The 24,642-nt window shown below is 39.9% G+C and carries 27 protein-coding genes; 18 read left to right on the top strand and 9 right to left on the bottom strand.

Annotated elements, in window-relative coordinates:
* The first annotated feature begins 55 nt into the window (after positions 1-55).
* From MKY15_RS20035 to MKY15_RS20015, 5 genes are all read left to right on the top strand, one after another.
* Positions 56-2,866 (top strand): 2-oxoglutarate dehydrogenase E1 component, encoded by a 2,811-nt coding sequence (locus MKY15_RS20035; protein ID WP_342538393.1) that lies wholly within the window; start codon positions 56-58, stop codon positions 2,864-2,866.
* A gap of 83 nt (positions 2,867-2,949) precedes the next feature.
* Complete coding sequence (gene odhB / locus MKY15_RS20030) at positions 2,950-4,170, top strand: 2-oxoglutarate dehydrogenase complex dihydrolipoyllysine-residue succinyltransferase (protein ID WP_187044957.1); 1,221 nt, start codon at positions 2,950-2,952, stop codon at positions 4,168-4,170.
* 107 nt (positions 4,171-4,277) lie between these two features.
* Entirely contained in the window at positions 4,278-4,475 is a 198-nt protein-coding gene (locus MKY15_RS20025) for a DUF6501 family protein (protein ID WP_186670502.1), read from the top strand.
* Positions 4,476-4,800: 325 nt separating this feature from the next.
* A complete protein-coding gene (locus MKY15_RS20020) occupies positions 4,801-5,664 on the top strand; it encodes an AAA family ATPase (RefSeq protein WP_342538392.1) in 864 nt (287 codons plus the stop codon).
* Between the two features lie 10 nt (positions 5,665-5,674).
* A complete protein-coding gene (locus MKY15_RS20015) occupies positions 5,675-7,582 on the top strand; it encodes a hypothetical protein (protein ID WP_342538390.1) in 1,908 nt (635 codons plus the stop codon).
* Between the two features lie 51 nt (positions 7,583-7,633).
* Here MKY15_RS20015 and MKY15_RS20010 read toward each other — a convergent pair whose 3' ends face one another.
* Complete coding sequence (locus MKY15_RS20010; RefSeq protein ID WP_067209725.1) at positions 7,634-8,818, bottom strand: toxic anion resistance protein; 1,185 nt, start codon at positions 8,816-8,818, stop codon at positions 7,634-7,636.
* Complete coding sequence (locus MKY15_RS20005; protein WP_342538389.1) at positions 8,805-9,467, bottom strand: 5-bromo-4-chloroindolyl phosphate hydrolysis family protein; 663 nt, start codon at positions 9,465-9,467, stop codon at positions 8,805-8,807. The genes MKY15_RS20010 and MKY15_RS20005 overlap by 14 nt, the downstream gene beginning before the upstream one ends.
* Positions 9,468-9,668: 201 nt before the next feature.
* Between MKY15_RS20005 and MKY15_RS20000 the strand changes: the two genes are divergently transcribed.
* Positions 9,669-9,965, top strand: a complete 297-nt coding sequence (locus MKY15_RS20000) for a DUF1033 family protein (RefSeq protein WP_067209719.1) — start codon at positions 9,669-9,671, stop codon at positions 9,963-9,965.
* Positions 9,966-10,095: 130 nt separating this feature from the next.
* Here the strand turns inward: MKY15_RS20000 and MKY15_RS19995 are convergent, their stop codons facing one another.
* The 7 genes from MKY15_RS19995 to MKY15_RS19965 form a co-directional block, all read right to left on the bottom strand.
* Positions 10,096-10,764, bottom strand: coding sequence for a hypothetical protein (locus tag MKY15_RS19995; protein WP_338656517.1), 669 nt, complete (start codon positions 10,762-10,764; stop codon positions 10,096-10,098).
* A gap of 132 nt (positions 10,765-10,896) precedes the next feature.
* Entirely contained in the window at positions 10,897-12,513 is a 1,617-nt protein-coding gene (locus MKY15_RS19990) for an ATP-binding cassette domain-containing protein (protein WP_187044951.1), read from the bottom strand.
* A 126-nt stretch (positions 12,514-12,639) separates the two neighbouring features.
* A complete protein-coding gene (locus tag MKY15_RS19985) occupies positions 12,640-13,809 on the bottom strand; it encodes a tyrosine-type recombinase/integrase (protein ID WP_342538387.1) in 1,170 nt (389 codons plus the stop codon).
* Positions 13,810-13,939: 130 nt separating this feature from the next.
* Positions 13,940-15,181 (bottom strand): hypothetical protein, encoded by a 1,242-nt coding sequence (locus MKY15_RS19980; RefSeq protein WP_342538386.1) that lies wholly within the window; start codon positions 15,179-15,181, stop codon positions 13,940-13,942.
* Complete coding sequence (locus MKY15_RS19975; protein WP_342538385.1) at positions 15,178-15,555, bottom strand: hypothetical protein; 378 nt, start codon at positions 15,553-15,555, stop codon at positions 15,178-15,180. Before MKY15_RS19975 ends, MKY15_RS19980 begins: the two co-directional genes overlap by 4 nt.
* Positions 15,556-15,948: 393 nt before the next feature.
* Positions 15,949-16,545, bottom strand: a complete 597-nt coding sequence (locus MKY15_RS19970; protein WP_342538384.1) for an ImmA/IrrE family metallo-endopeptidase — start codon at positions 16,543-16,545, stop codon at positions 15,949-15,951.
* 232 nt (positions 16,546-16,777) lie between these two features.
* Positions 16,778-17,209 carry a helix-turn-helix transcriptional regulator gene (locus tag MKY15_RS19965; protein WP_342538383.1) on the bottom strand — a complete coding sequence of 144 codons (432 nt, stop codon included), beginning with the start codon at positions 17,207-17,209 and terminating at the stop codon, positions 16,778-16,780.
* Positions 17,210-17,372: 163 nt separating this feature from the next.
* Between MKY15_RS19965 and MKY15_RS19960 the strand changes: the two genes are divergently transcribed.
* The 12 genes from MKY15_RS19960 (at position 17,373) to MKY15_RS19905 (ending at position 24,624) form a co-directional block, all read left to right on the top strand.
* Positions 17,373-17,609, top strand: coding sequence for a helix-turn-helix transcriptional regulator (locus tag MKY15_RS19960; RefSeq protein WP_342538382.1), 237 nt, complete (start codon positions 17,373-17,375; stop codon positions 17,607-17,609).
* 151 nt (positions 17,610-17,760) lie between these two features.
* Positions 17,761-18,036 (top strand): hypothetical protein, encoded by a 276-nt coding sequence (locus MKY15_RS19955; RefSeq protein WP_342538380.1) that lies wholly within the window; start codon positions 17,761-17,763, stop codon positions 18,034-18,036.
* A 206-nt stretch (positions 18,037-18,242) separates the two neighbouring features.
* Complete coding sequence (locus tag MKY15_RS19950; protein WP_342538379.1) at positions 18,243-18,926, top strand: ORF6C domain-containing protein; 684 nt, start codon at positions 18,243-18,245, stop codon at positions 18,924-18,926.
* Between the two features lie 178 nt (positions 18,927-19,104).
* Complete coding sequence (locus tag MKY15_RS19945; RefSeq protein WP_342538378.1) at positions 19,105-19,380, top strand: helix-turn-helix transcriptional regulator; 276 nt, start codon at positions 19,105-19,107, stop codon at positions 19,378-19,380.
* Between the two features lie 10 nt (positions 19,381-19,390).
* Entirely contained in the window at positions 19,391-19,513 is a 123-nt protein-coding gene (locus MKY15_RS19940) for a hypothetical protein (protein WP_342538377.1), read from the top strand.
* A gap of 261 nt (positions 19,514-19,774) precedes the next feature.
* The gene (locus tag MKY15_RS19935; protein ID WP_342538376.1) at positions 19,775-19,957 is read left to right on the top strand and encodes a hypothetical protein; all 183 of its coding nucleotides are present in this window, start codon (positions 19,775-19,777) and stop codon (positions 19,955-19,957) included.
* The gene (locus MKY15_RS19930; RefSeq protein WP_342538375.1) at positions 19,954-20,133 is read left to right on the top strand and encodes a hypothetical protein; all 180 of its coding nucleotides are present in this window, start codon (positions 19,954-19,956) and stop codon (positions 20,131-20,133) included. Before MKY15_RS19935 ends, MKY15_RS19930 begins: the two co-directional genes overlap by 4 nt.
* Before the next feature lie 244 nt (positions 20,134-20,377).
* Complete coding sequence (locus tag MKY15_RS19925; protein ID WP_342538374.1) at positions 20,378-20,674, top strand: hypothetical protein; 297 nt, start codon at positions 20,378-20,380, stop codon at positions 20,672-20,674.
* An 18-nt stretch (positions 20,675-20,692) separates the two neighbouring features.
* Entirely contained in the window at positions 20,693-22,669 is a 1,977-nt protein-coding gene (locus tag MKY15_RS19920) for an AAA family ATPase (RefSeq protein ID WP_342538373.1), read from the top strand.
* Positions 22,666-23,016, top strand: a complete 351-nt coding sequence (locus MKY15_RS19915) for a hypothetical protein (protein WP_342538372.1) — start codon at positions 22,666-22,668, stop codon at positions 23,014-23,016. Before MKY15_RS19920 ends, MKY15_RS19915 begins: the two co-directional genes overlap by 4 nt.
* A 15-nt stretch (positions 23,017-23,031) precedes the next feature.
* The gene (locus MKY15_RS19910) at positions 23,032-23,730 is read left to right on the top strand and encodes a RecT family recombinase (RefSeq protein ID WP_342538371.1); all 699 of its coding nucleotides are present in this window, start codon (positions 23,032-23,034) and stop codon (positions 23,728-23,730) included.
* Positions 23,731-23,922: 192 nt separating this feature from the next.
* On the top strand, positions 23,923-24,624 hold the full coding sequence (locus MKY15_RS19905) for an MBL fold metallo-hydrolase (RefSeq protein WP_342538370.1): 702 nt from the start codon (positions 23,923-23,925) through the stop codon (positions 24,622-24,624).
* Positions 24,625-24,642: the final 18 nt, after the last annotated feature.

Below are 24,642 nucleotides of genomic sequence, written 5' to 3'. Positions count from 1 at the left end.
GGATAAAAAAATATAAACACAATATGCCTTTTGGCAAATGTGGAGGTCATTTTACATGTCGAACAATGCTGACGCTCATCGTTCCCCCTATGCTGCTTTTTCGGGTCCGAACCTTGGGTATATAATGGAAATGTACGAACTGTTCAAAACGTCACCTGAATCTATAGATGCTGAACTTGCCGAGATGTTCAGCCGTTTTGGTGCGCCTACAATGAGCAACACAGAGCAAGACAAAGCGGTCGGGGCAGTAGCTCCTGGCGATTTCGGTAAAGTATTCTCCGCCTATCAGTTGCAAACAGCCATCCGTACATACGGACATCTTGCAGCAGATATCTATCCGCTTAGCGATCGTCCAAAAGATTCAACACGTCTTGAACTTTCCACTTATGGACTTACAGAAAGTGATTTACAAGCAATGCCAGCATCTCTTTTCTTTAAAAATGTTCCTGCAAGTGTAGAAGATGGGCTTGAAGCAGTGAATTATTTGAAGTCATTATATACAGGTAAAATCGCCTATGAGTTCGATCATGTTATTGACGAAGAAGAAAGAAACTGGATTCAATCTAAAATCGAAAACGGGAATGTTTCCGCTACACTATCTGTAGATGAGAAAAAAGCACTTCTCGAACGATTGACGAAAATTGAAGGGTTTGAAAAATTCATCCACCGGACTTTCGTCGGAGCGAAACGGTTCTCTATTGAAGGTCTTGATACATTAGTTGTCTTCCTTGACGAACTTGTTCGTCTTTCTGAAGAACAAAAAATGAAAAAAGTATTGATTGGGATGGCCCACCGTGGTCGCCTAAACGTACTTACACATATTTTAAATAAACCTTACGAAACAATGTTTGCACAATTTGCGGGTGTTCCTGAAGAACCATTCCTTCCAACAGATGGTTCACTTGAAACTACACGCGGTTGGTTCGGCGATGTGAAATACCATATGGGTGCCTTATACAAGGGGCAATCGGGCATGCAGCGTTTCCTTGCGTATAACCCATCCCATTTGGAAGTCGTCAATCCTGTTGTTACAGGACAAACAAGGGCTGCACAGGAAAATACGGATAACCCGGGTATTCCTGTACTAGAAACAGATGCTGCTTACGCAGTACTTATCCACGGGGATGCAGCATTCCCAGGACAAGGAATTGTGCCAGAATCATTCAACTATAGCCGTGTTCGTGGATTCAAAACAGGCGGTTCTATTCATGTCATCGCGAATAACATGATTGGATTCACAACTGAATATTACGATTCTAGATCAACACATTATTCTTCAGACCCTGCAAAAGGCTATGAAGTTCCAGTATTACACGTCAATGCGGATAGCCCTGAATCAGTTATCGCAGCTGCATCATTCGCATTCGAATACCGTCAAAAGTTCAGCAAGGATATTCTGATTGATCTTCTTGGCTATCGTCGTTATGGACACAATGAAATGGATGAACCTCTTGTGACGAATCCGGTTATGTACCATTCAATCCATGAACATCCAACAGTTCGTGCACTGTACGGATCTGAACTTGCATCTGAGAACATCTTGACAGAAGTTGATGTAACGAAACTGGACGCTTCAGTTTTTGCAACGATGCAAGCAGCATACGACAAAGTAAAAGAACATACTTCAGAAAAAACATTGATTTCAAACGCTACGCCTGAAGAAGTACTTGCAGGGTATCCAAGAGACCTTGAAACTGGCACGGACGAAGCTAATCTTCGCCGCATCAATGAAGAGTTACTCATATATCCTGAAAACTTCAATGTATTTGGGAAGCTTGGAAAAATCCTGAAACGTCGTGAAGATCCGTTCAACGGAAAAGGGAAAATCGATTGGGCACATGCCGAAACACTAGCATTCGGTGCAATCCTTCAAGACGGTAATCCAATCCGTATGACAGGTCAGGACGTCCAACGTGGTACATTTGCGCACCGCCACGTAGTCCTTCACGATGAAAAAACAGGTGACGAACTTGTACCACTTCACCATATTAGCGGTTCAAAAGCATCATTCGTCGCATATAACAGCCCATTGACAGAAGCTGCAATTGTCGGTTATGAATTTGGCTATAACTTAGAAGACCAAAAAGTATTATCAATTTGGGAAGCGCAATATGGAGACTTTTCGAATATGGCACAAGTAATGTTCGATCAGTTCGTCTCTTCAAGTTATTCTAAATGGGGTCAGCAATCCGGACTCGTCTTGCTATTACCGCATGCGTATGAAGGGCAAGGACCTGAACACTCAAGCGCAAGACTTGAACGTTATCTGCAACTTTGTGCGGAAAATAACTGGACGGTCGCTAACCTTTCTAGCGCGGCGAACTATTTCCATATACTTCGCAGACAAGCAAAAATGCTTGGTGATAAATCGATGCGTCCACTTGTTATTGTGTCACCCAAATCGCTTCTTCGTCACCCGCTTGTCGGTGCTGATGTCAACGATTTGACAGAAGGCCACTTCCAAACGGTGCTTGAACAACCTGGAACAGGCAAGAATACTGATAAAGTTGAGAAAATCCTATTTGCAAGCGGTAAAGTGGCGATTGATCTTGCTGAACGTGTGAAAGATGGCAAAGGCTTCGATCATCTGCATATCGTCCGTGTGGAACAGCTCTACCCGTTCCCAGCTGATAAAATTAGTGATATCATTTCTCGTTATCCAAACGCCAAAGAACTTGTTTGGGTACAAGAAGAACCGAAAAATATGGGGTCATGGCATTTTGCAAATTCTTATATCCGCGAAGTTGCGGATGGTAAGAAAGTATCCTATGTTGGACGAATTCATCGTTCAAGCCCATCAGAAGGTGACGGCGAATCTCACAAGATCGAACAAAACCGCATACTAGATGAGGCATTGAAGAAGTAAGCCTTATTTAGTTTAATTTAATCAACATATGAAATATTGATTGTTAACACCGTACTAACGGTAGACTCGAGGAGGAATTTATTGTGGCAGAGATCATAGTACCAGAACTTGCAGAATCGATTACAGAAGGAACGGTTGCACAGTGGTTGAAACAACCAGGTGAAAGCGTTGAGAAAGGTGAATTCATCGTTGAACTTGAAACAGACAAAGTAAACGTTGAAATCATTTCAGAAGAAGCAGGAATTGTCCAAGAACATCTAGCAGCAGAAGGCGATACAGTCCAAGTCGGCCAAGTTATCGCAATTGTTGGTTCTGGTTCAGGCGCACCGGCTGCAGCTCCATCTGCACCAGCAGCGGAAGCAGTTCAAAAAGTGGAAGCAGCACCAGTTGCTCCAGCAGCTACTGAAGATGCAAGCGGATCAGACCGTACAATCGCAAGCCCAGCAGCACGTAAACTAGCTCGCGAAAAAGGCATCGACCTTGCAGCGGTATCACCAGTTGACCCAATGGGACGCGTTCGTGTTCAAGATGTTGAAGCGCACGGTACTGCACCAAAAGCACAACCAGCAGCTGCCGCACCAAAAGCAGCAGCAGTAGTAGAGGACGGACGTGTAACTCGCGAGAAAATGACACGTCGTCGCCAAACAATTGCAAAACGACTTCTTGAAGTTAAACAATCAACAGCAATGCTTACAACATTCAACGAAATCGACATGACAAACGTTATGGCACTTCGTTCACGTAAGAAAGACCAATTCTTCGAGCAAAACGATGTTCGTCTAGGATTTATGTCATTCTTCACGAAAGCAGTTGTTGCTGCACTTAAGAAATATCCTTATGTTAATGCAGAAATCGATGGCGATGAAATCATTCTTAAAAACTTCTACGATATTGGGGTCGCTATATCAACAGATGGCGGACTAGTTGTACCAAACGTGGTTGACGCTGATCGTAAAAACTTCGCAGAAATCGAAGGAACTATCGTCGAACTTGCGAAAAAAGCACGCGACAACAAATTGACAATCGCAGATATGACAGGCGGTTCTTTCACAATTACAAACGGTGGTGTTTTCGGATCACTTATGTCAACACCAATTATGAATGGTGCTCAAGTAGGAATCCTTGGCATGCATACAATCCAAAAGCGTCCAGTAGCTATTGGTGACAATGTTGAAATCCGTCCAATGATGTATGTTGCTCTTTCTTATGACCACCGTGTTATCGATGGTAAAGATTCAGTTGGCTTCTTGAAAATGGTAAAAGAATTGATTGAAAATCCGGAAGATCTACTTCTAGGTTCTTAATAAGAAAAGCGCTCGAAATCTAGACGAAAAATAGTTAGGTAATCGGCCCGTTATTGTTAGCGGGTCGATTTTTCCTTATACACTCCATAGAAAAGGCGTGATTAACAATGACATTCAAAGATTGGATGACTGCACCTGCAATCCGTACTGTCGTCTGTAAGCATGCAGACGCTGAAAAGTATGTAGTGAACAATGTTCTGACACCAGGTAAAGAGTATGAAGTGAAAAACGAAACAGATGAATTCATTTTCATTCTCGATAATTCCGGTAAAGTCGGAGGCTATTATAAAACGTATTTTGAATAAACAAAGGCACAGGGCGCCGTTATAAAGGTACGCAGCCATTGCCACGTCCTGTGGCAATAGGCTGCGTGACCTTACATCCTGTAGTTGGGCCCGCGACAGACATGACGGGGACCGGCGACGCGGCGTTTTTTGCCCGGGAAGGATGCAGTTCAATCCTTCCCAGCTGGGCTGAATTATGATCCGGCATTTTGCGCCCGGAGTCTAGACGTGAAATCTCCATGTTAGAATTTATTCACAATACAAGATTTTACTGTTTTCTAGACGTGAACTTAAAGCCCGCTACCCACTTGTTGGTGTGCGGGCTTTTTTATAAGGAGGTAAGGTTATGAACTCGCTAGTAGAAAAAGAACAGCAGCTTCGTTCAACGAAAACGCATGACACCGCAGCAGTACGATTAATACAAGAAGGTGGTTACGTTTCCCCAAGTCCCTATTTATTGGATGACGTCCTTATCAGTATTGTATTGAAAAAACCAGTGTTATTGAAAGGGCCTTCTGGTTCTGGAAAAACGAAGTTAGCCCAAACAATTTCACATTATTTCAATCAGCCAATGCAAAGCATAAACTGTTCGGTTGATTTGGATGCTGAAGCATTGCTTGGTTTCAAAACGATAATTAGCAAAGACGGAGAGACTATTATTGAATTTGTAGAAGGTCCCGTAGTACAAGCTATGAAAAAAGGACATATTTTATATATTGATGAAATCAACATGGCCAGACCTGAAACGTTACCCATCCTTCATAGTGTTTTGGACCATCGTCGTATGCTGACAAATCCGTTTACAGGTGAAGTCATTTATGCGCATGAAGACTTTACGGTCATTTCAGCCATAAACGAAGGATACGTTGGAACATCTCCAATGAATGAAGCATTGAAAAACCGTTTTGTATCGTTCACAGTCCCGTACCTGACTGGAGAACAATTAGAATTAGTTATGAAGGATACGTATCCATTTGCCTCAAAACAGCTTGTTGAGACATTCCTTCATATCAGTATCGATTTGAAGAAACAGGTAATGAACGGATTATTATCCGATGAGGCAGCATCCGTGAGAAGTCTGCTAGACGCTATGGCACTTGCAGAACATATCCCTGTGAAACGTGCAGTCCAGTATGCCATCGCTGAAAAGCTAGATGATACAATTGAACGTAGACTTGTCATGGAATTAGTCGATACTTGGGTGAAATGAGGCGATTGCTATGGTGAAGATGAATCGATTCATTCAATTTAATGATGAAACGGTCGATGCCAAGACGCTTTTATTGTATGAACGATTAGGGCGCGCATTAGCAGATGCACCATTCATTGAATTAACGGAACGAAAGCTTCTTGAATTCCGACCTCAAGAAGGTATTATCTCGATGAGTGTTTTTTGGCGTCACCGAACAGACGAAGTGATCCACGCTGGCCGTCTGTCTGATATCTATTTGTTAACATCAGGTTATTGGAAGCATTTTAGTGTTAAGTCATGGATTAAATTTAGCCGGTCAATTAGCTTATATCCACTCCAGAAATTCACATCTGAATTATTATTGATGCTGGAAGAGTTTCGTTTAATTGATGTAATTACGAAGGAAAGACCTGGAACCGCAAGTGCATTCGAAGTTAGAAGGGAAGCCTACGTTTACCTCCACCGCAATGCACAGTCTTCGAATATGCAGAAAAATCAACTTGCGGATGCGATGATGAATCAGTTATTCATATCTCTCCATGAAGGCTTATTTGCAGAAACGTCCATCGACTGGGATGCTCATTCCATCGACTATGATCTCATTCAATCCGTTCTGCAACACGCATACGATTCAAAAAGTACAGAGGACAATACATTTATTGCGGATAGAATTACAGGGATTGTAGAAAGGTCAATTGACAAGGATCTTGTCAAACAGTATTATTCAGCGGGGGATTCCATTACAGAAGAAAATACTGTATTTCATTATCATAAAGGGATGTCTGACGCCGAAGAAGGCGAGGAAGGTCCAAAAGAGACAATCGAAGAAGTTTTTAGATCCTGGCATCGTGAAAGCGAGAGTGAATCAGGCGTCCACCTTGAATTTGAACTTGAACACGGACGCTCTGGGAAGAGTGATGCCAACGATGCAACGCCAGGCCATGAAGATGCTGAGGTCGAAGAGACGGGCTCAGGTGATTCAGAGGGGAATGACAGCGATCGTTGGACGGATGACACCAGTGATAAGACAGACAAACGCGATCGAAAGATGAAAGCGGGTAAGATGTTTGGAAAAGAGCATGTGAACGTCGTGTATGAGGAACAACGGATAGAAGTCATAGACGAGGTTGAAAATCGTCAACTATTGACCGTTTGGCGAGAAGAGCAAAAGCCGTATGTTCGTTCCTTCGTCGAGGAGATGAAGAAACGAATCGATTTGAAACAGGATTCAAAACGTGAGCGCCTTATGAAGGGACGACTGTCTACGAAATTAACGACGATGGTTGTGGATGAACGACCGAAACCATTTTATAGGAAGAGTGCACCATCTGTTAATCTAGATGCGGTATTCGGTCTACTAGTTGATGGTTCAGCTTCGATGCTCGACAAATTAGACGAAACAAAACAGGCTGTACTATTGTTTCATGATGTACTCCGTCAACTTGGTGTATTTCATGAAATTTCGTCCTATTATGAGGATGCAAATAACGCTACAAAAGAAGTGCAACCGAATGTATTTGAGCTTATGCATACGTTTACAGATCGCAATAAGGATAACGGTTTATCGATATTGTCGTTTGATGCTAATGAAGACAACCGTGACGGATTCGCGATTAGATGGATGGCCGATCAGCTTGCGATGAGGCAGGAGAAGCACAAGTTTTTGTTAGTCTTCTCAGACGGGGAGCCATCGGCATTTGGTTATGATCGGAACGGTATCCTAGATACAGCAGAAGCGGTAATGGAAACTGAAAAAAAAGGTATTTCCATCATTCATCTATTCCTTTCAACTGAAGAACCGACTGTTGACCAAAAAGCACTTTTTTCAATGATGTTTGGCAATAAAACCGCATCATCCAACTCGGTCGATAGTTTCACAGATCAGACATTGCGGATACTTAGAAAATTACTCGCGATTGTAATAAGAAATACGTGAACCGCGAGTAAACTCCTAGATAATATACAAGGTGAAAACACAAAACCGCCCTTAGAGAGGACGGTTTTGTGTTTTTTCATGAACAGCAAGAAGGCGCTGTTTCAGCTCATCTTCCATTCGTCCGATTTCTATTTCAGCAGCTTTACGTTTTGCACGACCATCTGCTTGGATAATAAGTGTCTCTTCAATAGTTTGAATCAAGTTTTCTTGCGTCTTTTTCAGCGTATCAATTTCGATGATGCCGCGTTCATTCTCTTTAGCTGTTTCAATTGAATTGATTTTCAGCATTTCCGAGTTTTTCAACAGCAAGTCATTTGTCGTTTTCGTAACAAGTTTTTGAGACTCTACAGCTTTCATTTGTCGGTTTAACGTTAAGGCAATTGCTATCTGATTTTTCCATAGGGGAATGGATGTCATAATGGATGACTGGATTTTTTCTGCAAGTGTTTGGTTTGTCTGTTGAATCATCCTGATTTGAGGTGCACTCTGAATGGTGATTTGTCGTGATAACTGCAAATCGTAAAGGCGTTTTTCCAACCTGTCAAGGAATTGTGCCATGTCATTCACTTCCTGGAATGCCATTTGATCATTCGATAGCTCAGCTTTTTTGCGCATTTCAGGGATGATTTCATTGGCGAGTTCATCCTGTTTTAATTCAGCCGCGGCTATGTAGATATTTAACGCTTGGAAATAGGTTTTATTTTGATCATACAAATTATCAAGCATTCTAACATCCTCTAAAAGGCCACGTTTCGAATGCTCAAGTTGAACACCAATCCTGTCGATTTGAGTACTAAGTTTCTGATATTTCGTCATCATTTCTTGAACAGATCGCGTTGCTTTATTAAACAATCTGCTTAGACCTGACTTCTTCTTGTCTGATAAATCGTCAGGGTCTATTTCAGAAAGTTTACCCATCAAATCTTTCAATACATCTCCAACAGGTCCAATATCTTTGCCTTGAACATGATCGAGCATTTGAGTGGAGAACCTTGAAAGCTCGCTTTGAGCATTTGCGCCGTACGTAATAATTGCTTCATAGTTACCGACAGGAATTTGTTGTGCAAGGACTTTTGCCTTCTCCCTCTCTTCAGGAGATAGACGGTCAATCAGTTTAACGCTTGTTTCAGCCTCTTTCTTTTCTGTTTGCATTTCCTTAGGAAGAAGGGGTTCTTGAAAATCAAAAGGACTATCAAGTAAATCATCAATTGTTTTTATAGGATTATTTTCGGTCATTATGTGGATCTCCTTTCATTTCAAGAAGCGGCTTTTTATTATTCATGGATACATCAACAAAGTCAATTTCCATTTGGAGCTGGTCGATATCAGACGCTAAAACGCTTCGTAGGTCTTGCTCCAATTGCTTGTTAACATCCCCAAGCGTTTCACGCGTATTTTGTAATGCGATGCGAAGTTCTTTATCTTTCAATGGTTGGTTGACAAGCAACGCATATTTCGAAGTCAATTCGACTGCGGAATCAAGATGGGCATAGAAAAATTTCTCTACGTCGTAAAACTTTTTAGGGTTTGATCGGACGAGGCCAAGAATCCTTCTAGATAGGCTATTCATTTCATGAAGTTGCCTAAATGCCTGGATTGATCTAACTTGTCCATAAAGACCATTCAGTCGTTTGATTTTCATTTTCGCACCAGTAATCTGACCTTTTATATGACTGTATTCAGAACGGGACATCCCGAGATTTTTTAAGTTGGATGAAAGTTGAATCTGCTTCAGGGTAAACGTTCCGCCAAAGTAGATCGCTACCAAAAGGCCAGTAGCCGCAAAAATATTCATACCTGCACCCATAACAAAGAAGAGCCAGGATCCAAAACTGATTGGTGCTGTTATAAAATGTCTTATAAAAAATTGTTTAACTTCTTTCATGATATATTCATACCTCCTTTGACCCTATACTGTATACGTTTCAAAACGAATAAAGTTTCATGTCAGTAGTTCAATTATACCCGATAAATGCAATCTACACCTACCATTTGAATTCAAAAGGGAAGCAATTAATTGGACATCAGGAGGGAGTTTGTTAAAATGAAGGACATTCAACTAAGAGTTACATAGGAGGTTTAGGAAATGTATGAAGTGATTTATATGAAAGCAGATTATGAGCCATGGTGGATGTTTGAGGAGTGGGAAGAAACAATCCGTTCACGCCATTCATTTGATGATAGAGTACTTGCTGAGGTACACTTTAAAAAATTGACTAGTGAATTACGAGAAAAGCATAAACGTGAGGCTATGAAAAAAGACTGTTTTTTTGCCTTTTGGTCTGAAGACGAAATAAATTTCTGTGAAGGCTGTGATGAAGATCTCCAACTGTATCATGGTGTTATCTTAATGAAGGACGGGATGCCCAATGCTTTCTGCTAAAAAAACATTGGAAATAAATACGGATTCGCATCTTCCAAAAGGTAATCGTTAGTTTCGGTACCTTTTGGAAGATGTGAATTTATTCTGCGATGTAAAGAAGCGTCCTAACGAGGGACGCTTCTTTACATCGCTATTTGTCGACTGTCTTCAACGTGGAGGTAACAACGAATTCACCGTCATCCGTCTGCATGATAGATTCCCGTTTGACTTCACCAAACCCTTCAACGAAATACTTACGGTTGACGAAGTCATCCGTCTTCATTTCGATGACGAAAGCATGATCAAACTTCTTATACGGTGTATCGACAGTTGTATCTATTTCAACAATTGTCCACGTATCAAATGTTGTTCCTTTTTTTATGGGTTTTTTAAGATAAACACCAGTTGGATCCATTGCATCCAGTTCTGCCAGGGTGGGGAAGTCTTTGACTAATTCGACAGTCTGTTCGTCTAAGATGCTTATTTTGTCAGGTTCGATTTTATAAATATGGCGAACCAGGGAGCCGCCATTATTCTCATGGACGACAACATAATTTTCAAATGGTCGTGCGACTTCAACATCAAGTTCTGCAAATTCATTTCCTTCACCTAGATAATGCGCCTTTGAACCATCCGGTAGAAAAAGATCAGTTAAAGAAATTTCACCATCGCTCTCACTTTCGCTTTCTTTGACGATACCTTCACCAATTGTGCCATTGGTTGACCCCGAATTATCAAGGGCAGTCGGTTGTTTTTTTGAACACCCTGAAAAGACAAGGACCGCTACTAACAGAAAAATGAAAAGATTTATTTTCCTCATGAAAACACTCCTTTCTATTGGTTATACCCATTTCGACGGATATCATACGCAAGTGTAGGAATTGCAATCGGAAATCCAACATCATTTAGCGATAAAAAGAGCCGTTTCCCAATCAAGGGAAACGGCTTAAAATTATTTCTTTTTATTTTGTTTTTCTTGTTGTTCTTTCCACTCTAGGTACTCATCATAGTTCATCAATTTATCGAAGATTGTACCATCATCATGGATTTCAATGATTCTGTTCGCAACCGTCTGGATGAATTGTTGGTCATGTGATGTGAAGATCATTGCACCTTTGAATGCAATCAGTCCGTTGTTAAGCGCTTGAATTGATTCAAGATCCAAGTGGTTCATCGGTTCATCCAGAAGAAGAACGTTCGAACTTGTCAGCATCATTTTTGAAAGCATACAGCGAACTTTTTCCCCACCGGATAAAACGGATGGTTTCTTGTTCACTTCATCACCTGAAAACAGCATACGGCCAAGGAATCCGCGTAGGAATGTCTCGGTTTGGTCGTCAGGTGAATATTGACGTAACCATTCAACAAGTGAACTTTCCGAACCTTGGAAGTATTTACTGTTATCGATAGGAAGGTATGCATGTGTTGTCGTAACTCCCCATTTGATAGCTCCAGAATCAGGCTCAGACTCTCCGGCAAGCAGTTGAAGGAGCGCTGTTTTTGCAAGAGGATCTCCAAGAAGAATGACTTTGTCTTCTTTGTCAATTGTAAATGAAGCATCTTTAAGCATTACTCTGCCATCCTGTGTTTTGTTAACTTCTTGGATACTTAGAACATCATTTCCAATTTCACGGCCCATTTGGAAGTTGACGAAAGGATAACGTCTTGAAGATGGTTTAATATCATCCAATTCGATTTTTTCCAACGTTTTCTTACGTGAAGTAGCTTGTTTAGATTTCGAAGCATTGGCACTAAAGCGGGCAACGAATGCTTGAAGTTCTTTAATTTTTTCTTCTTTTTTCTTGTTTTGGTCTTGTGACATTCTTAGTGCAAGTTGGCTTGACTCGTACCAGAAATCATAGTTACCCGGATAAATCTGGATTTTAGAAAAGTCGACATCCGCAATTTGCGTACAAACTTTGTTTAAGAAGTGACGGTCATGGGAAACAACAATAAGCGTGTTTTCGAAGTTCATAAGGAATTCTTCGAGCCATTGGATTGCTTTCAGATCAAGTGAGTTTGTAGGCTCATCCAGAAGAAGAACGTCAGGCTTACCAAACAAAGCTTGTGCAAGAAGCACTTTCACTTTATCAGAACCGTTTAGTTCAGACATCTTCAATTGGTGATATTCATCTGCGAGACCAAGTCCTTGTAAAAGGATTGCTGCTTCAGATTCAGCTTCCCAACCGTTCAAGTCGCCAAATTCACCTTCAAGTTCAGCTGCGCGCATGCCGTCCTCATCTGAGAATTCCTCTTTTGCATAGATTGCGTTTTTCTCCATCATAATGTCATACAAACGTTTGTGACCCATAATGACTGTATCAAGTACGACGCTTTCCTCGTATTCAAAATGGTTCTGTTTCAAAATAGCAAGACGTTCGTCTTTGTTCATAATCACATTTCCAGATTGTGGTTCAAGTTCACCTGACAAAATTTTAAGGAATGTCGATTTCCCCGCACCGTTTGCACCAATTAGACCATAACAATGGCCCGGATTAAACTGTATATTCACATCTTCAAATAGCTTGCGGTCGCCGAATTGAAGACTTACATTACTGACTGCTATCATTCAAAATCCTCCTAAATTCACAATGCTCCCATTATAGCACGTAATAAAACCTATTAGCAAGAAGGCTTATACTCTAGGGCTTCGGAGGGTGTTAAATTTAATGTCCCCCCAGTATGTCTCCCAGAATTAATAATTTATTGCGTCATTAAAGGTTTTTACCGATTCTATTTCTAGCTCTTTTAATGAGTGCCCATACACTCTTAAAATCATCATAGGAGTATTCCCTAAACGATCTGCGATAGTTTGTAGAGGAATACCTTTACTCAACATAATTGTTGCATGAGTATGTCTTAAACCGTGCGGGGTGATAGACTTCATTCCTGTTTCCTTAACGATGCGTTTAATTGGATTTGAAACAGCTTTTTCACTAACGGGAGTTCCGAATCTTTCTGATGTCAGTACGTAATCTGTTTCCGTCCATCGTTTCCCATAAGTGAGCATGATCTTTTTACACCATATTCTATACATCTTCAATTGGTTTAATAGGGAGTCGTCGACAAAGATTGTCCGATTGCTATTTTTCGTCTTTGGTTTACGAACTCCATGGTAATCACGAGTTCGCTCGATTGTGATTGTCTTATTTTCGAAATCTATATTATTCCATTGAAGTCCCAACATTTCTCCTCTTCTCATTCCAGTGTAGGCCAGAATTAATAAAAGAGTGTAATTCGTGATACTCTCATGGTTTTTAGCGAAAGTAAGAAATGCCTTTAGTTCTTCGGGACTAAAAAAGTTTTCGTTCTTCTTATCATTTAAGATTGTTATTTTATTGAATCGGTTCCGTGGAAGGATTTCATCCTCGACAGCTGCATTAACAATGATTTTGAAGAGGTTGTGATAGAGTTGGACACTTCCTGGATCATACTTCTTTGACAGCGCATTAATGTACTTTTGCTTGTACGTGGTACGTTCTAGTGTTATTAACTTTTCCTTTCCAAGTAACGGCTTGATATTGAGTCTGATCGCTTGTTCGCGCTGTACGAGTGTACTGATTTCCCAGTCATTCTTATTGGCTTCAAACCAAATGTCCACCCATTCTGAAATGGTAATATTCGAATGATCTACTCGTTTTACATTGCCGTTAATTAAATCAGTTTTGATTTTTAACAACTCTCTAATCGCAATGGTTTCCGAGGAAAATCCTTGTTTTGGTTTTTCACGGCGGTTTTTTAGTGCATCATAGTAACGGTGGCGAAACCCCCATAATTTTTCACCATCGGAATTGAAATAATGAAATACCTCAGGTTCTTTCTTTGAGGGGTATTTCTTTGGTTTCTTCGTCTTACTTTTTGTCATATATATTTATCTCCCTTTTGCGTTGACAGGCGCACGGTGGGGGATAGATATTGGCATCACCTACTTTTTTTGAACGTACGTTCTAATCTTTGTGTAAAGGAAATCCCGCTTTTATAAAAGCGGGATAGGATTAATGAATGGACTTCTTTTCTTGTGTGAATGAAATTAACTGATATTTCTCGTCATTAATTTCTTCAATATGATCGACCTTAGATATTTTTAAAACTTCGGCAACGATAGTGCTTGGTATAATAAATTGTTTGTCACTATATTTTTTTAGTTCTTTGTAAAGAGTTTTTTCGAACTTTCCGTATATATCAAGAGCGTTTTTTCTCTCGATTCTAAAATTATTGCTTTTAATATTGACTGAAGTTAAAATACCTTCAATCTTAATTACTTCTTGCTTCAACTCGTTCTTTTTTCTTAATATTTTGTCGATTTCAGCCAGTTTATGATATGAATTTTTATCAAAAGTGATTTTTTTGTTTTCATTAAAATCTTCACCTAATAAGGGTTTTTCTTTGGCATCGATGGAAAAAGAGTATTCATCTTTAACTAATTCTTTAAGGAACTTATTTGTTTCTTTGACCATTTCTAAAGAATAAATCTTATCAATATCAATTTTCTCCTCAATTATAGCAGAATCTCTTTTGGTTATGTCGTCTAGAAATTCCACGAATATGTTTAGTGACTTATCCGGAATTTCAAACAAGTCATGGTCATCAGTTGTAAACCAAACAGCAAATGAAGATTGTTGGATAGCTGACACTTTTAGACTCACTAATTCTTCGGAATGGCGTCGCATATTATCTAAACTTTCCACAATATGATTAGCAGCTTTATTTACAGATTTCTTCATAAATGTACATAAATCAATAAATGTATCTATGGGAAGGTCATGACTGTTCGTTTTATCTTTTAGAGTGATTTTAAATTTGCCGCTGTCTATTGTTGTTTTTTCAACTTTATATAGTTTTGTATCATTCGCATAATCATATTCAGCAACAAAATGCTTTTGAGGGAATTCCATATTAACCTTATTTTCTTTCGTTACTTCTTCGAATTTAATTTGTGACTTTAAATTTACAGGGTTATTTTGCAACCATATTTTATTAAGGCGATCTTGGTTTAGTAAATTATCTAGAAGGCTCAGACTAGAAATGCGCTGATATATTATATTGTCTAATTCAGTTGTAGTTATTCGTGAGAAGAACCAAGTTGTGCTTTGTGTTTCTTCATCTTCATCTACGAAGAAATTCATATAATATTCCTTTTTAGGTGATCTTGAAATGTAGAAAAGGGGGAAATCGTAAATATCAAAAATATGAACAATTTGCAACTCATCAAAATTGCTATATGTTTTGATTTTCATGACTCATCTTCCTCTCCTAAAAATTTTTTTTTCATATCTACATTCTTAAACAGCCATAAATTAATATGGGTTCCTTTTGTTATATGTATACCACATTCTTGTGTTATCTTACCACTTGCTATATTCTTCCTTCTAAAATAAGGATGTTTATCTTGCAAATTAGTCATGGTTGTCATGGAATCAAAGAATGAAACAGCATTAGCTTCGCATTCGTTATGTTTTTTAGGATTATACTGTCCGGTTTCAATATGAGTTAAAAAATCAGCATCGGAAACTTCGCTATAATCGGTGAATCTGTAGACTAAATCCAAGTCTTGTGAAATAGCATGACTTGGCGGACAATATTGAGGTAAAGTTAAAGATTTGAATTCCATCTGCAAAACCCTTTCTATTACTCATCTTATTGAGTATTTGATTGAGGTAGACCTAAAGGAATAACTATTTTATCCTATTCAAATTGAAATAAAGAACGAAAAGGTAAGTGGTTTAGTGGATCCGTTAAATTGCATACTCCTTCCTTCAATAACCGTGTGATTGATTTTCCAGCCGTAAATCATCAAAATGTAAGAAATTTCGTTTCCTGACTCCCGATGTAGGTGCTTAAACAACTTGAATGTTAGTTGTAAATAAAATCCACCTAATTTTACTACCTAATTTAATATCATCAATTCTATATCGAAATAACTATACGAGTGGTACATATGTATCGCTAAAAAGGTAAATATTTCTGTATCAAATTAAAAGAAAAGCCCAAGTTAGGGCGGGTACTAATAATCCTTATTCAGCCACTCAATCGTTCCTAATGCGCCTCTATGCGTCATCAGGGCATCCACCCTGCGATTAAATATCAGTTCCATTCGGTAATGCGCGAATTCCTCTGTTACAACGAAATGATCCGCAATATCAGATATTAAAACAGCTTCATCTAGTGCTGCATCATAAACTGTACTGATAAATCGGGCTGGCATCAAAAGGTAGGCAGACATCCTTTTCGCTTGATTTTCAAGCTTGGCCAAACTGTATGTATCGATCGGCAGTTGTGATGCATTGTGTGCGTATAGGTGACAGAACTCTTCTGCTAAAAGTAATTTCCTTTCGATGTGGCCAAGATTTTCTTTTAAATAGATTGTTCCACGCCTAGCTTTTGAACTAGGTATAGAAAAGGATTCTAGGTGACTGATTACTTCATAGTCTACATATTGTTCTGTGAAAGGAACATCTAGGGGCATTACTTTGATGCCATAGCGCCAACAGATACTATGCATATCAATTTCATCCGGAAACTCATACTGGAAGTGGGAGAGGACTTTCTCTGCCCGAAGTTCCCAATCGTCAGTTCTGGTATTTATTTCTCTTAGTTGCACGTCTTCACAGCCTTTGGGTTTCCTCTATATAATCACTTAACCTCAAAATCCGGCGCTGGATTCCTCATAACTCTACCTAATTAAGCATTTATAAACCTGACTTTATAGCCGCAAGTCGATATTCAAACCCTAGGAGGAGATTGGATAATTATTGATTACTTAACCTAATCATGGCAAGTGCGGCGTGAAAATGGTTATTTACTTCGAAATATAGTGTATCTTTATTTAACATCTAATCCTCTAACTCCCCAAATCCATCGCCATATTCTTCTTTATCATCTTCCAAGAACATTTTCTTCATTTTATAGAGCTTAATTAACTCTTTTACTTTCGTTTCCGGGTCCGTGGCAAGGTCGTGGAACATGATAGGGTGTTTTTTTAGTTCTTCAAATACTTTTAACTCTTCAATAGAGAGTTTGATTTCTTGGCCGGAAACTGTAACAGTATTTTGCGCTCCGGGGGTTTCGGTTTTACCTAATAAGTAGTCAGTGGTGACATCGAAATAGTCCGCAATTTTTATGAGTGTTTCATAGTCAGGTTTTCGTTCACCTGATTCATAACGAGATAAAACCACGTTTGAAACACCTATCTTCTTTGCGAAATCCACCTGTTGGATATCTTCCGAATCCCGAAGGTTTCTAATTCTGTTACCTAATATAGACATCATATTCCACCTTCAATTTATAGTTATCTGTTTATACTAACACTTACCGCATTGGTAAATAATAAAATTACCTAAAAGGTAATAAAATGATTGACATTGCCAAAGTGGTAATGAATATTGAATCTAGAGTTACCGATAAGGTAATTGAAAGGAGGCGATCAACTTGTCGAATCGCGGTGTAGTAAACCTACCGTTCATTAGAGGAATGAGAATCGAGAAAGATATCTCTACAGCAGAAATGTCGATTCAACTTGGTTATGAAGGTTATCAAGCTTATTACTATAAAGAGCGAGGTATTCGTAAGATGAGTGCAGAAGACATTGCTCGTATTGCGGCAATTTTAAACGTACCTATTGGGAAGCTTTTTTTTGAAAATGTAATTACCGAATCGGTAATTTAACAGAGATTTCATTACCTCACACCCAATCGTGAGCATTCGAACGAGCCACCTGCGACATTGACCTCCGCGGAGCGAGCGACAAACAGAGTTAAATTGTCATTGACTTCGAATGCTGACCTTTGGGTGTGAATAAGAGAAGGGAGGGAGCGACGTGTCAGTCGTCCAAATCAATACTGTGATTGACCAAGAATTTATCAAAAAGGAAATTCAAGAAAACCTAGAAAAGTCATTTCGTGAAATCATGTTCGTTTGGGACATCAACGAAATGTCAAAACGCTTGTGTATGGGTAAAACGTTTCTGGAAGCAGAAATTTTGCGTGATTCACGAATGAGGGTTCTTCAAAGGCAGAAGCCGAACAGCAAGCGATTTTGGTTCTATAAAGAGTCACTGGAAGTAATCAAACAAATCATGGATGAATGGGAATAAAAAAAAACGCGTTGACAGGCGCACGGTATAGGGATTCATAAATCTTCTATATAGGAGGGAACTAGATGAACAAATGTACTTTCTGTGGTCGTGAAGATGACCAAGATACAAAAGTCGTTGGCGGTTATGAAATTCTGGAATGTTGTACGGATTGCGAAGTTGAAATCAATGAAGTTCCTTAATCCTACTAAAAGGAGGAATGTTGGATGAATCTGTTATCACACACATTAACAAGTTTAGAAGTTTCGGAAATGGTGGGACGGGCACACGACAAAGTGATTCGTGATATTCGCAATATCATTACTCAAATAGGTGACGCCAAAACTGGTGAGTCCTACTTCATCGAATCAACATACACAAACAGCCAAAACAAAGAGTTACCAAGCTTCAACTTAACAAAAAAAGGTTGCGAACTTTTCGGAACACGCATGACTGGTGAAAAAGGAACGAAATTCGCTGTTGAGTATATCGAGCGATTTAACAAGATGGAAAGGCAATTATCACAACCAAGCAATACAAAGCTTCTATTACAATCAGCGCTTGAACAAGAAGAACGCTTAGAAGTAGTCGAAACGGACGTGAAGTATTTGAAGGATCACATGCGGATTAATGGACCACAAGAGCAGCGTATCGGCGCAAATGCTCGCGGCAAGGTAATGCAATGTCTGGGTGGCATCGAATCGGCAGCATATAAGGAGATTGGTAGAAAGGCATTTCAGCAATTTTGGAGAGACTTCAAAAAATACTTTGAGATTCCTAGATACGGAGAGTTACCAAAAGTTCGTTTTGAAGAGTCGTTACAATTTATCCAAGAATGGTCGCCGGACACAGCTTTGAGGTTAGAGATTAAAAAGCTAAATGGCCAGCAACACTTGAGGTTGGCTGAATAAAACGAAGAGGGGCGGGCAAGCCCCTTAGTTCCGAAGGTTGTAAATCGAGGTTGCAAGGAGGGGTTTTCTTGCTGTGTAACTCGTTCCTTCATTAATTATATTACTAGATTCAAATAAAAAATCTGTTCCATATACGAACATGTTCCAAATCAGAACATTCACGGGAGGATAGAGCGATATGAAATTCGGCAAGGTAATTAGACAAGCTCGATTAAATGCGGGATTCAGCCAAGAAGAAATAGCGGATTTGATGTTTATGCCTAGAAGCAAAATATCAAAACTTGAGAACGACAAAGTGGAATTGAAAGTAGCTGATTTTATTCGCTGGTTACAAGTCACGCAACTTCACGAAGTAACTGCAGCGACTGCCGCTATTGTGTGTGGCGTGGATTTAGTGGCACTAACTCAGATGTTAACCACACTGGTCGGCGGAATCATAAGTTTCTTATTCTAGGAGGTTCTACATGAAAAGCAAAATGCAAAAACTTCACGAAAAGCTGATAGCAAAAGGTATTACAGTACATCTGATTAACGATTTTAGACACAAAAAAACCGACAGACACTGGAATGTCAATCGGCAACTTTGAAACTATCTCGTAACAACATTATAGCACAGATACGGAGCCTTGGCTCCTATCAAAAAGCGTCGGGGGTACGGCAAATAATTCCTCCTCTTAGCTTCCGGCGCTTTTTGATGGGATTCAACCATCTATTACAGAAAGGAGAATCAGAATGCTGACATTAGCAGAAAAAGGTCAAATCGTACTCTACTTTGCACCAGTTCTTGCATTCGTACTTGGGACTATGTGGCAGTATGCAACATGGCAATTAGAACAGGGTGATAAGGAATGAAAAGATCACTCAGCAAGTATTGCGGTGAATGCCTTAAAGATTTCGAGCTAGCTGAAGTTGTGTTCTTTGCACAGATTGAGAATCGTTCGTTTTGTGTGGAGTGTCGCTTAAAGCTGAAACTCAAAATCAGGGATTGGGAGCCGAGACAAATTCCATTGAAAGGGGATGAAGAAGAATGAAGCGATCATGGCAATGGGAAATCCGTTCGATGAAAGAAGAAGCCCCGTACATTATTCACACGGAAAAAGATGATGCGTTACTGGCGGTTCAAAGCTTTGTAGAGTTGTGGGGTCAAATGAGTATCTACTCGATTCGGAAATCCGCGGAAGTAACTCACTATGAGGAGGCAATCTGATGGGTGAATACGCTGAAATGATGCTTGAAGGTGAGTTTTGTGAAGGGTGCGGAGTGTACTTGGGTGATGCATGCGGATACCACAACGCTGTGTTGAATGTGAAGAGCAGATAGCGATAGATGAACTTGAAAAGGAAATTGGACAAAAATAAAACCCGCTGCAGTAACAGCGAGTTCGGGGTTCTGAGAAATTCTATTACCGCTATTTTAGCGCAGATCCCCCCAAATGACAAGGAGGGAACGCATTGGGTATTAGCACAGAAAGAGAATACGTTCTACTTTCGTGGAAATGGTCGCATGAGAAGGATTACTTTTTATTCTGGGGGCGTCAAACGGAGGACCGTGTAGAACGATCCTATAGCGGTTATGAAATGGACATTAACGCGTGCGAAAAATACACAGAAGCAGAACTTATTAAAAGTAATAAAAGGTTCTGGGAAAGCCACTGGAAGTTACATGAATTAGACAGAAGCGAATCTTACGCGGTTAAACTCAGTGATTTGGGTAAGTTCGGACGCAAGAAAACAATTATTTACAGATAATCAAAGGAGGAGAACATATTGAAAGAATTAAAACTGATGAATTTAACGCTTAAAAACTTCAAAGGTATCAAGAAATTCGAACTTGGCGCAGACGGACTGGACCTCAAAGTCTTCGGAAATAATGCAACTGGCAAAACAACTATCTTTGACGGATTTGTCTTCCTGCTATTCGGAAAAGACAGTAACAACCGTGCTGACTTTGGTATCAAAACACTGAAAGAGGGCAAGGAAATCAACAACCTGGACCATGAAGCCGAAGCAGTATTTCACGTCGATGGACAACCCCTTTCCCTACGAAGAGTCTTTCATGAAAAATGGACCAAGAAACGCGGCGCTCCTGTTGCGGAATTCACTGGCCATGATACGGATTATTTCATTAACGGCGTACCTTCTAAAAAGAAAGAGTATGCGGAAAAGATTGATTCAATCGTAAAAGAAAAAGTATTCAAGCTCCTCACATCACCAACATTCTTTAATGAACAGATGAAGTGGCAAGAGCGTAGAGCGACGTTGCTAGAAGTATGCGGCGATGTTGAAGAGGAAGATGTCCTTGCATTCAACAGCGCATTGAAAAACCTTCCTACCATCCTAAAAGGTCGCACGATTGAGGACCATCGGAAGGTCATTGCATCACGTCGAGCTGAAATCAATAAAGAACTTGACCGTATTCCTGTACGAATTGATGAAATCAACAACTCATTACCGGAAGTAAATATTGACGTTCCTTCTATAGAGAAAGAAGTTGCGGCGATTGAAATAATACTGGACGAACATGCAACACAGATTAACAACATTAAAAACGGTTCAGCCATCACTGGTAAACAAAATGAATTAAGACAAGTTGAAATGGATCTTGAAGCCATAAAGCGTGACCTTGAATCCGAGTCGGTTGAAAAAGGATACCAGGTGCAAGCGAAGATTCAAGAAGAGCAATCGAACATTGCGATTTTGGAACGTAAAAAGGAAGACGCAAAGCACCAAATCCAAAGTAACCATAGAGATGCTACGGAAATCGATAACCAACTCATTGACCTGCGCGGAAAGTGGGCCATTGAAAATGCACTTGAATTTAAACATGAATCTGAATGCGAATGTCCAACGTGTGGTCAATCGTTACCAAAAGAAGAAGTTACCGCAGCTAAAGAAAAGGCGTTATCTAAATTCAATCTAAATAAATCAAACAAACTTGAAGAAATTAATGCCCTTGGGAAATCGAAAACTGAAAAGAAAACAGAACTTCTCGAACAGATGGAAAAACTAATGGCGTCGATGGAGAATGCCCAGTCTCAAATTGACGATAAGGCGAAGCTTGTATCGAAGTTAGAAGCTGTACTAGACACGCTTAGAGCAGCTGTTAAAGATGCCCGTCAAGATCCTAAATATCAATCTAAGTTGCAAGAACAAGTGAAGCTGAATGATGAAATTAAGTCACTCAATGAAAACGCTGAGGAGTCCATTGTAAGCGTCGAAAAAGAAGTGGCGAGTCTTCGTGCTAAACGTACTGAACTCAATACCCAAATCGCACAGCAAGCCCAAGTAGTGGCATCTGAAAAGCGGATTGCAGAACTCGAAGAACAGCAAAAAGAGCTGGCAACAGAATTTGAAAAGTTGGAAGGAGAATTGTTCCTTACAGAAGAATTTATCCGTTCAAAAGTTGAATTGCTTACTGAAAAGATTAACTCGAAATTCAAGTATGCGCGGTTCAATCTCTTCAAAACGAACATCAATGGCGGTATTGAAGAGATCTGCGAGACGACGTTTGACGGAGTTCCATATTCAAGTGGCCTGAACAATGCTGCACGTATCAACGTTGGTATCGACATCATCAACACACTGACGGAGCATTTCGGAATTAGAGCTCCTATCTTCGTCGACAATGCAGAGGCAGTTACCCAATTGATTGATACGGATTCACAGTTAATCAGCTTGGTTGTTTCTGAACAGGACAAGCAGTTGCGGATTGAAAAAGCCATTGAAGAGGATGGTGCGGCATGACTCACACGCCCGGCAAATGGAGATTAGGAAACAATCGAGACACCGTCGTAACAGATCCTGATCAAAATACAGGAATTACAGATATTCATTATTATGGCGGCAAATTAGTCGCAGAAAGTATTTTTAGTGGCGCAGACAGATGTCTTATAGCATCAGCGCCCGATATGCAAAAACAATTAAATCAACTAGCAGAAGTAATAGCAAGAAACCTAACGGCGTGGGATACATCGAAAGACAAGACACAAGGGCTGTGGCCTGAAGTCTATCTTTCGAACAAACACTGGTACAAAAAGCTTACAGGGGAAGAGTATACGTTTTCGAGAGCAATCAAGAAATTCAATATCTAATAGGGGGAAAAATAAATGACAAAAGAGCCAACTCAATCAGTAGCACTAATCCAAAAAGACATTACAAACGACGTCAACAATGCCCTAATAAGTTTGCAGGAAGAGGGTTTAGTTTTACCGACGAACTACAACCACAGCAATGCCCTAAAGAGTGCATTCTTCGCACTATCTAATAATGCCGGCGGAAATCTACTCGAGATTTGTTCCAAGGCGTCCGTAGCAAACGCACTACTGGATATGGTGACACAAGGTCTAAGTCCCGCAAAAACACAATGCTACTTCATCAAATATGGTGATACATGCAAACTGAATCGTTCGTACTTCGGCACACAAGCCGTGTTGAAACGTTTAAACAACGTCAAAGACATTTGGGCAAACGTAATATACCAAGATGATGTTTTCGAATACGAAAATGATCGCGGCCGAGAAAAACTGTTGAGTCATAAAACGGCATTTGAAAATCGAGACAAGGAAATCATCGGCGCGTATGCCATTGTACAAACTGGTGATGAAGAAGTACTGACAGTCATGACCAAAAAGGAAATCGATGCTTCTTGGAGTCAATCAAAAACCCAACAAGCAGTACACAAGAAATTCCCGCAGGAGATGGCAAAACGTACCGTAATCAACCGTGCAGCAAAAGGGTTTATTAACACTAGCGACGACAGTGACCTCTTGGTTGAATCAATCAACAATACAACTGAAAACGAATAAAAGAATGAAAGAAAAGAGATCAATCCAGAATTCGAAATTAAAGAAAATGCAAATACGGAATCGTTAGATATTCAACCGGAAGCCTTTGAAACACCTAGGGAAGATATTGACGTAAGCACAGGAGAAATCATTTCGGAACCACTAGTGCAACCTGCACCAGAGCCAATCACTACTAGCGGTCCGGGATTTTAATTGATTGAGATCAATACACTTGCAACAGGAAGTACGGGGAATTGCTACTGGATCACAGATGGCATAACCCCCCTCCTCTTGGAGTGCGGGATATCGTTCAAAAGCATACAGAAAGCACTCAACTTCAAGACTTCGGACATAGCGGGCGTATTGGTTACACACGAGCATAAAGACCATTGTAAAGCCGTCAATGAGGTTGCAGACCGTGGTTTGAATATCTACATGTCATTAGGCACGAAAAACGCACTAGGAATTGATCATCATCGTGTGAAAGTAGTGGAAAACAAGAAACAATTTCGAATAGGCACGTGGATTATCCTTCCTTTTGACACGGAACATGATGTTTCTGAACCATTTGGCTTCCTTTTAGCGAGTGAAAACGGCGGAAAACTACTTTTTCTCACAGATTCGTACTATTGCAGGTACAAATTTAGTGGGATTACACACCTAATGTTGGAATGTAACTACTCAAAAGCGATTTTAGACGCGAATGTTACATGTGGACGTGTGCACGAATTTCTAAAAAAGCGGATTATGAGCAGTCACTTTTCACTTGAAAACGTGCTTGATTTTTTGAAGGTTAACGATCTGTCAAAAGTTCAAGAGATTCATTTATTACATTTGTCGCATAGTAATTCGGATGAAGCGTTATTCAAAAAAGAAGTGCAAGAACTGACTGGAAAACTAGTATTCGTTCCTTAAAGAACGTAAAGAAGGGTG

Source organism: Sporosarcina sp. FSL K6-1540 (genome assembly GCF_038620285.1).
GTDB classification, from domain to species: domain Bacteria; phylum Bacillota; class Bacilli; order Bacillales_A; family Planococcaceae; genus Sporosarcina; species Sporosarcina psychrophila.
This window is presented reverse-complemented; position numbering and strand designations above follow the sequence as displayed.

What these genes read in the sequence shown, in the direction of transcription:
- MKY15_RS19915 (WP_342538372.1), top strand. Translation starts at nt 22,666, where the DNA reads ATGACTCACACGCCCGGCAAATGGAGATTAGGAAACAATCGAGACACC.
- MKY15_RS19985 (WP_342538387.1), bottom strand. Translation starts at nt 13,809, where the DNA reads ATGACAAAAAGTAAGACGAAGAAACCAAAGAAATACCCCTCAAAGAAA.
- MKY15_RS19945 (WP_342538378.1), top strand. Translation starts at nt 19,105, where the DNA reads ATGAAATTCGGCAAGGTAATTAGACAAGCTCGATTAAATGCGGGATTC.
- MKY15_RS19990 (WP_187044951.1), bottom strand. Translation starts at nt 12,513, where the DNA reads ATGATAGCAGTCAGTAATGTAAGTCTTCAATTCGGCGACCGCAAGCTA.
- MKY15_RS19950 (WP_342538379.1), top strand. Translation starts at nt 18,243, where the DNA reads ATGAATCTGTTATCACACACATTAACAAGTTTAGAAGTTTCGGAAATG.
- MKY15_RS19935 (WP_342538376.1), top strand. Translation starts at nt 19,775, where the DNA reads ATGAAAAGATCACTCAGCAAGTATTGCGGTGAATGCCTTAAAGATTTC.
- MKY15_RS20025 (WP_186670502.1), top strand. Translation starts at nt 4,278, where the DNA reads ATGACATTCAAAGATTGGATGACTGCACCTGCAATCCGTACTGTCGTC.
- MKY15_RS19965 (WP_342538383.1), bottom strand. Translation starts at nt 17,209, where the DNA reads ATGTCTATATTAGGTAACAGAATTAGAAACCTTCGGGATTCGGAAGAT.
- MKY15_RS20035 (WP_342538393.1), top strand. Translation starts at nt 56, where the DNA reads ATGTCGAACAATGCTGACGCTCATCGTTCCCCCTATGCTGCTTTTTCG.
- MKY15_RS19980 (WP_342538386.1), bottom strand. Translation starts at nt 15,181, where the DNA reads ATGAAAATCAAAACATATAGCAATTTTGATGAGTTGCAAATTGTTCAT.
- MKY15_RS19930 (WP_342538375.1), top strand. Translation starts at nt 19,954, where the DNA reads ATGAAGCGATCATGGCAATGGGAAATCCGTTCGATGAAAGAAGAAGCC.
- MKY15_RS19940 (WP_342538377.1), top strand. Translation starts at nt 19,391, where the DNA reads ATGAAAAGCAAAATGCAAAAACTTCACGAAAAGCTGATAGCAAAAGGT.
- MKY15_RS20020 (WP_342538392.1), top strand. Translation starts at nt 4,801, where the DNA reads ATGAACTCGCTAGTAGAAAAAGAACAGCAGCTTCGTTCAACGAAAACG.
- MKY15_RS20010 (WP_067209725.1), bottom strand. Translation starts at nt 8,818, where the DNA reads ATGACCGAAAATAATCCTATAAAAACAATTGATGATTTACTTGATAGT.
- MKY15_RS19910 (WP_342538371.1), top strand. Translation starts at nt 23,032, where the DNA reads ATGACAAAAGAGCCAACTCAATCAGTAGCACTAATCCAAAAAGACATT.
- MKY15_RS20005 (WP_342538389.1), bottom strand. Translation starts at nt 9,467, where the DNA reads ATGAAAGAAGTTAAACAATTTTTTATAAGACATTTTATAACAGCACCA.
- MKY15_RS19995 (WP_338656517.1), bottom strand. Translation starts at nt 10,764, where the DNA reads ATGAGGAAAATAAATCTTTTCATTTTTCTGTTAGTAGCGGTCCTTGTC.
- MKY15_RS20000 (WP_067209719.1), top strand. Translation starts at nt 9,669, where the DNA reads ATGTATGAAGTGATTTATATGAAAGCAGATTATGAGCCATGGTGGATG.
- MKY15_RS20015 (WP_342538390.1), top strand. Translation starts at nt 5,675, where the DNA reads ATGGTGAAGATGAATCGATTCATTCAATTTAATGATGAAACGGTCGAT.
- MKY15_RS19975 (WP_342538385.1), bottom strand. Translation starts at nt 15,555, where the DNA reads ATGGAATTCAAATCTTTAACTTTACCTCAATATTGTCCGCCAAGTCAT.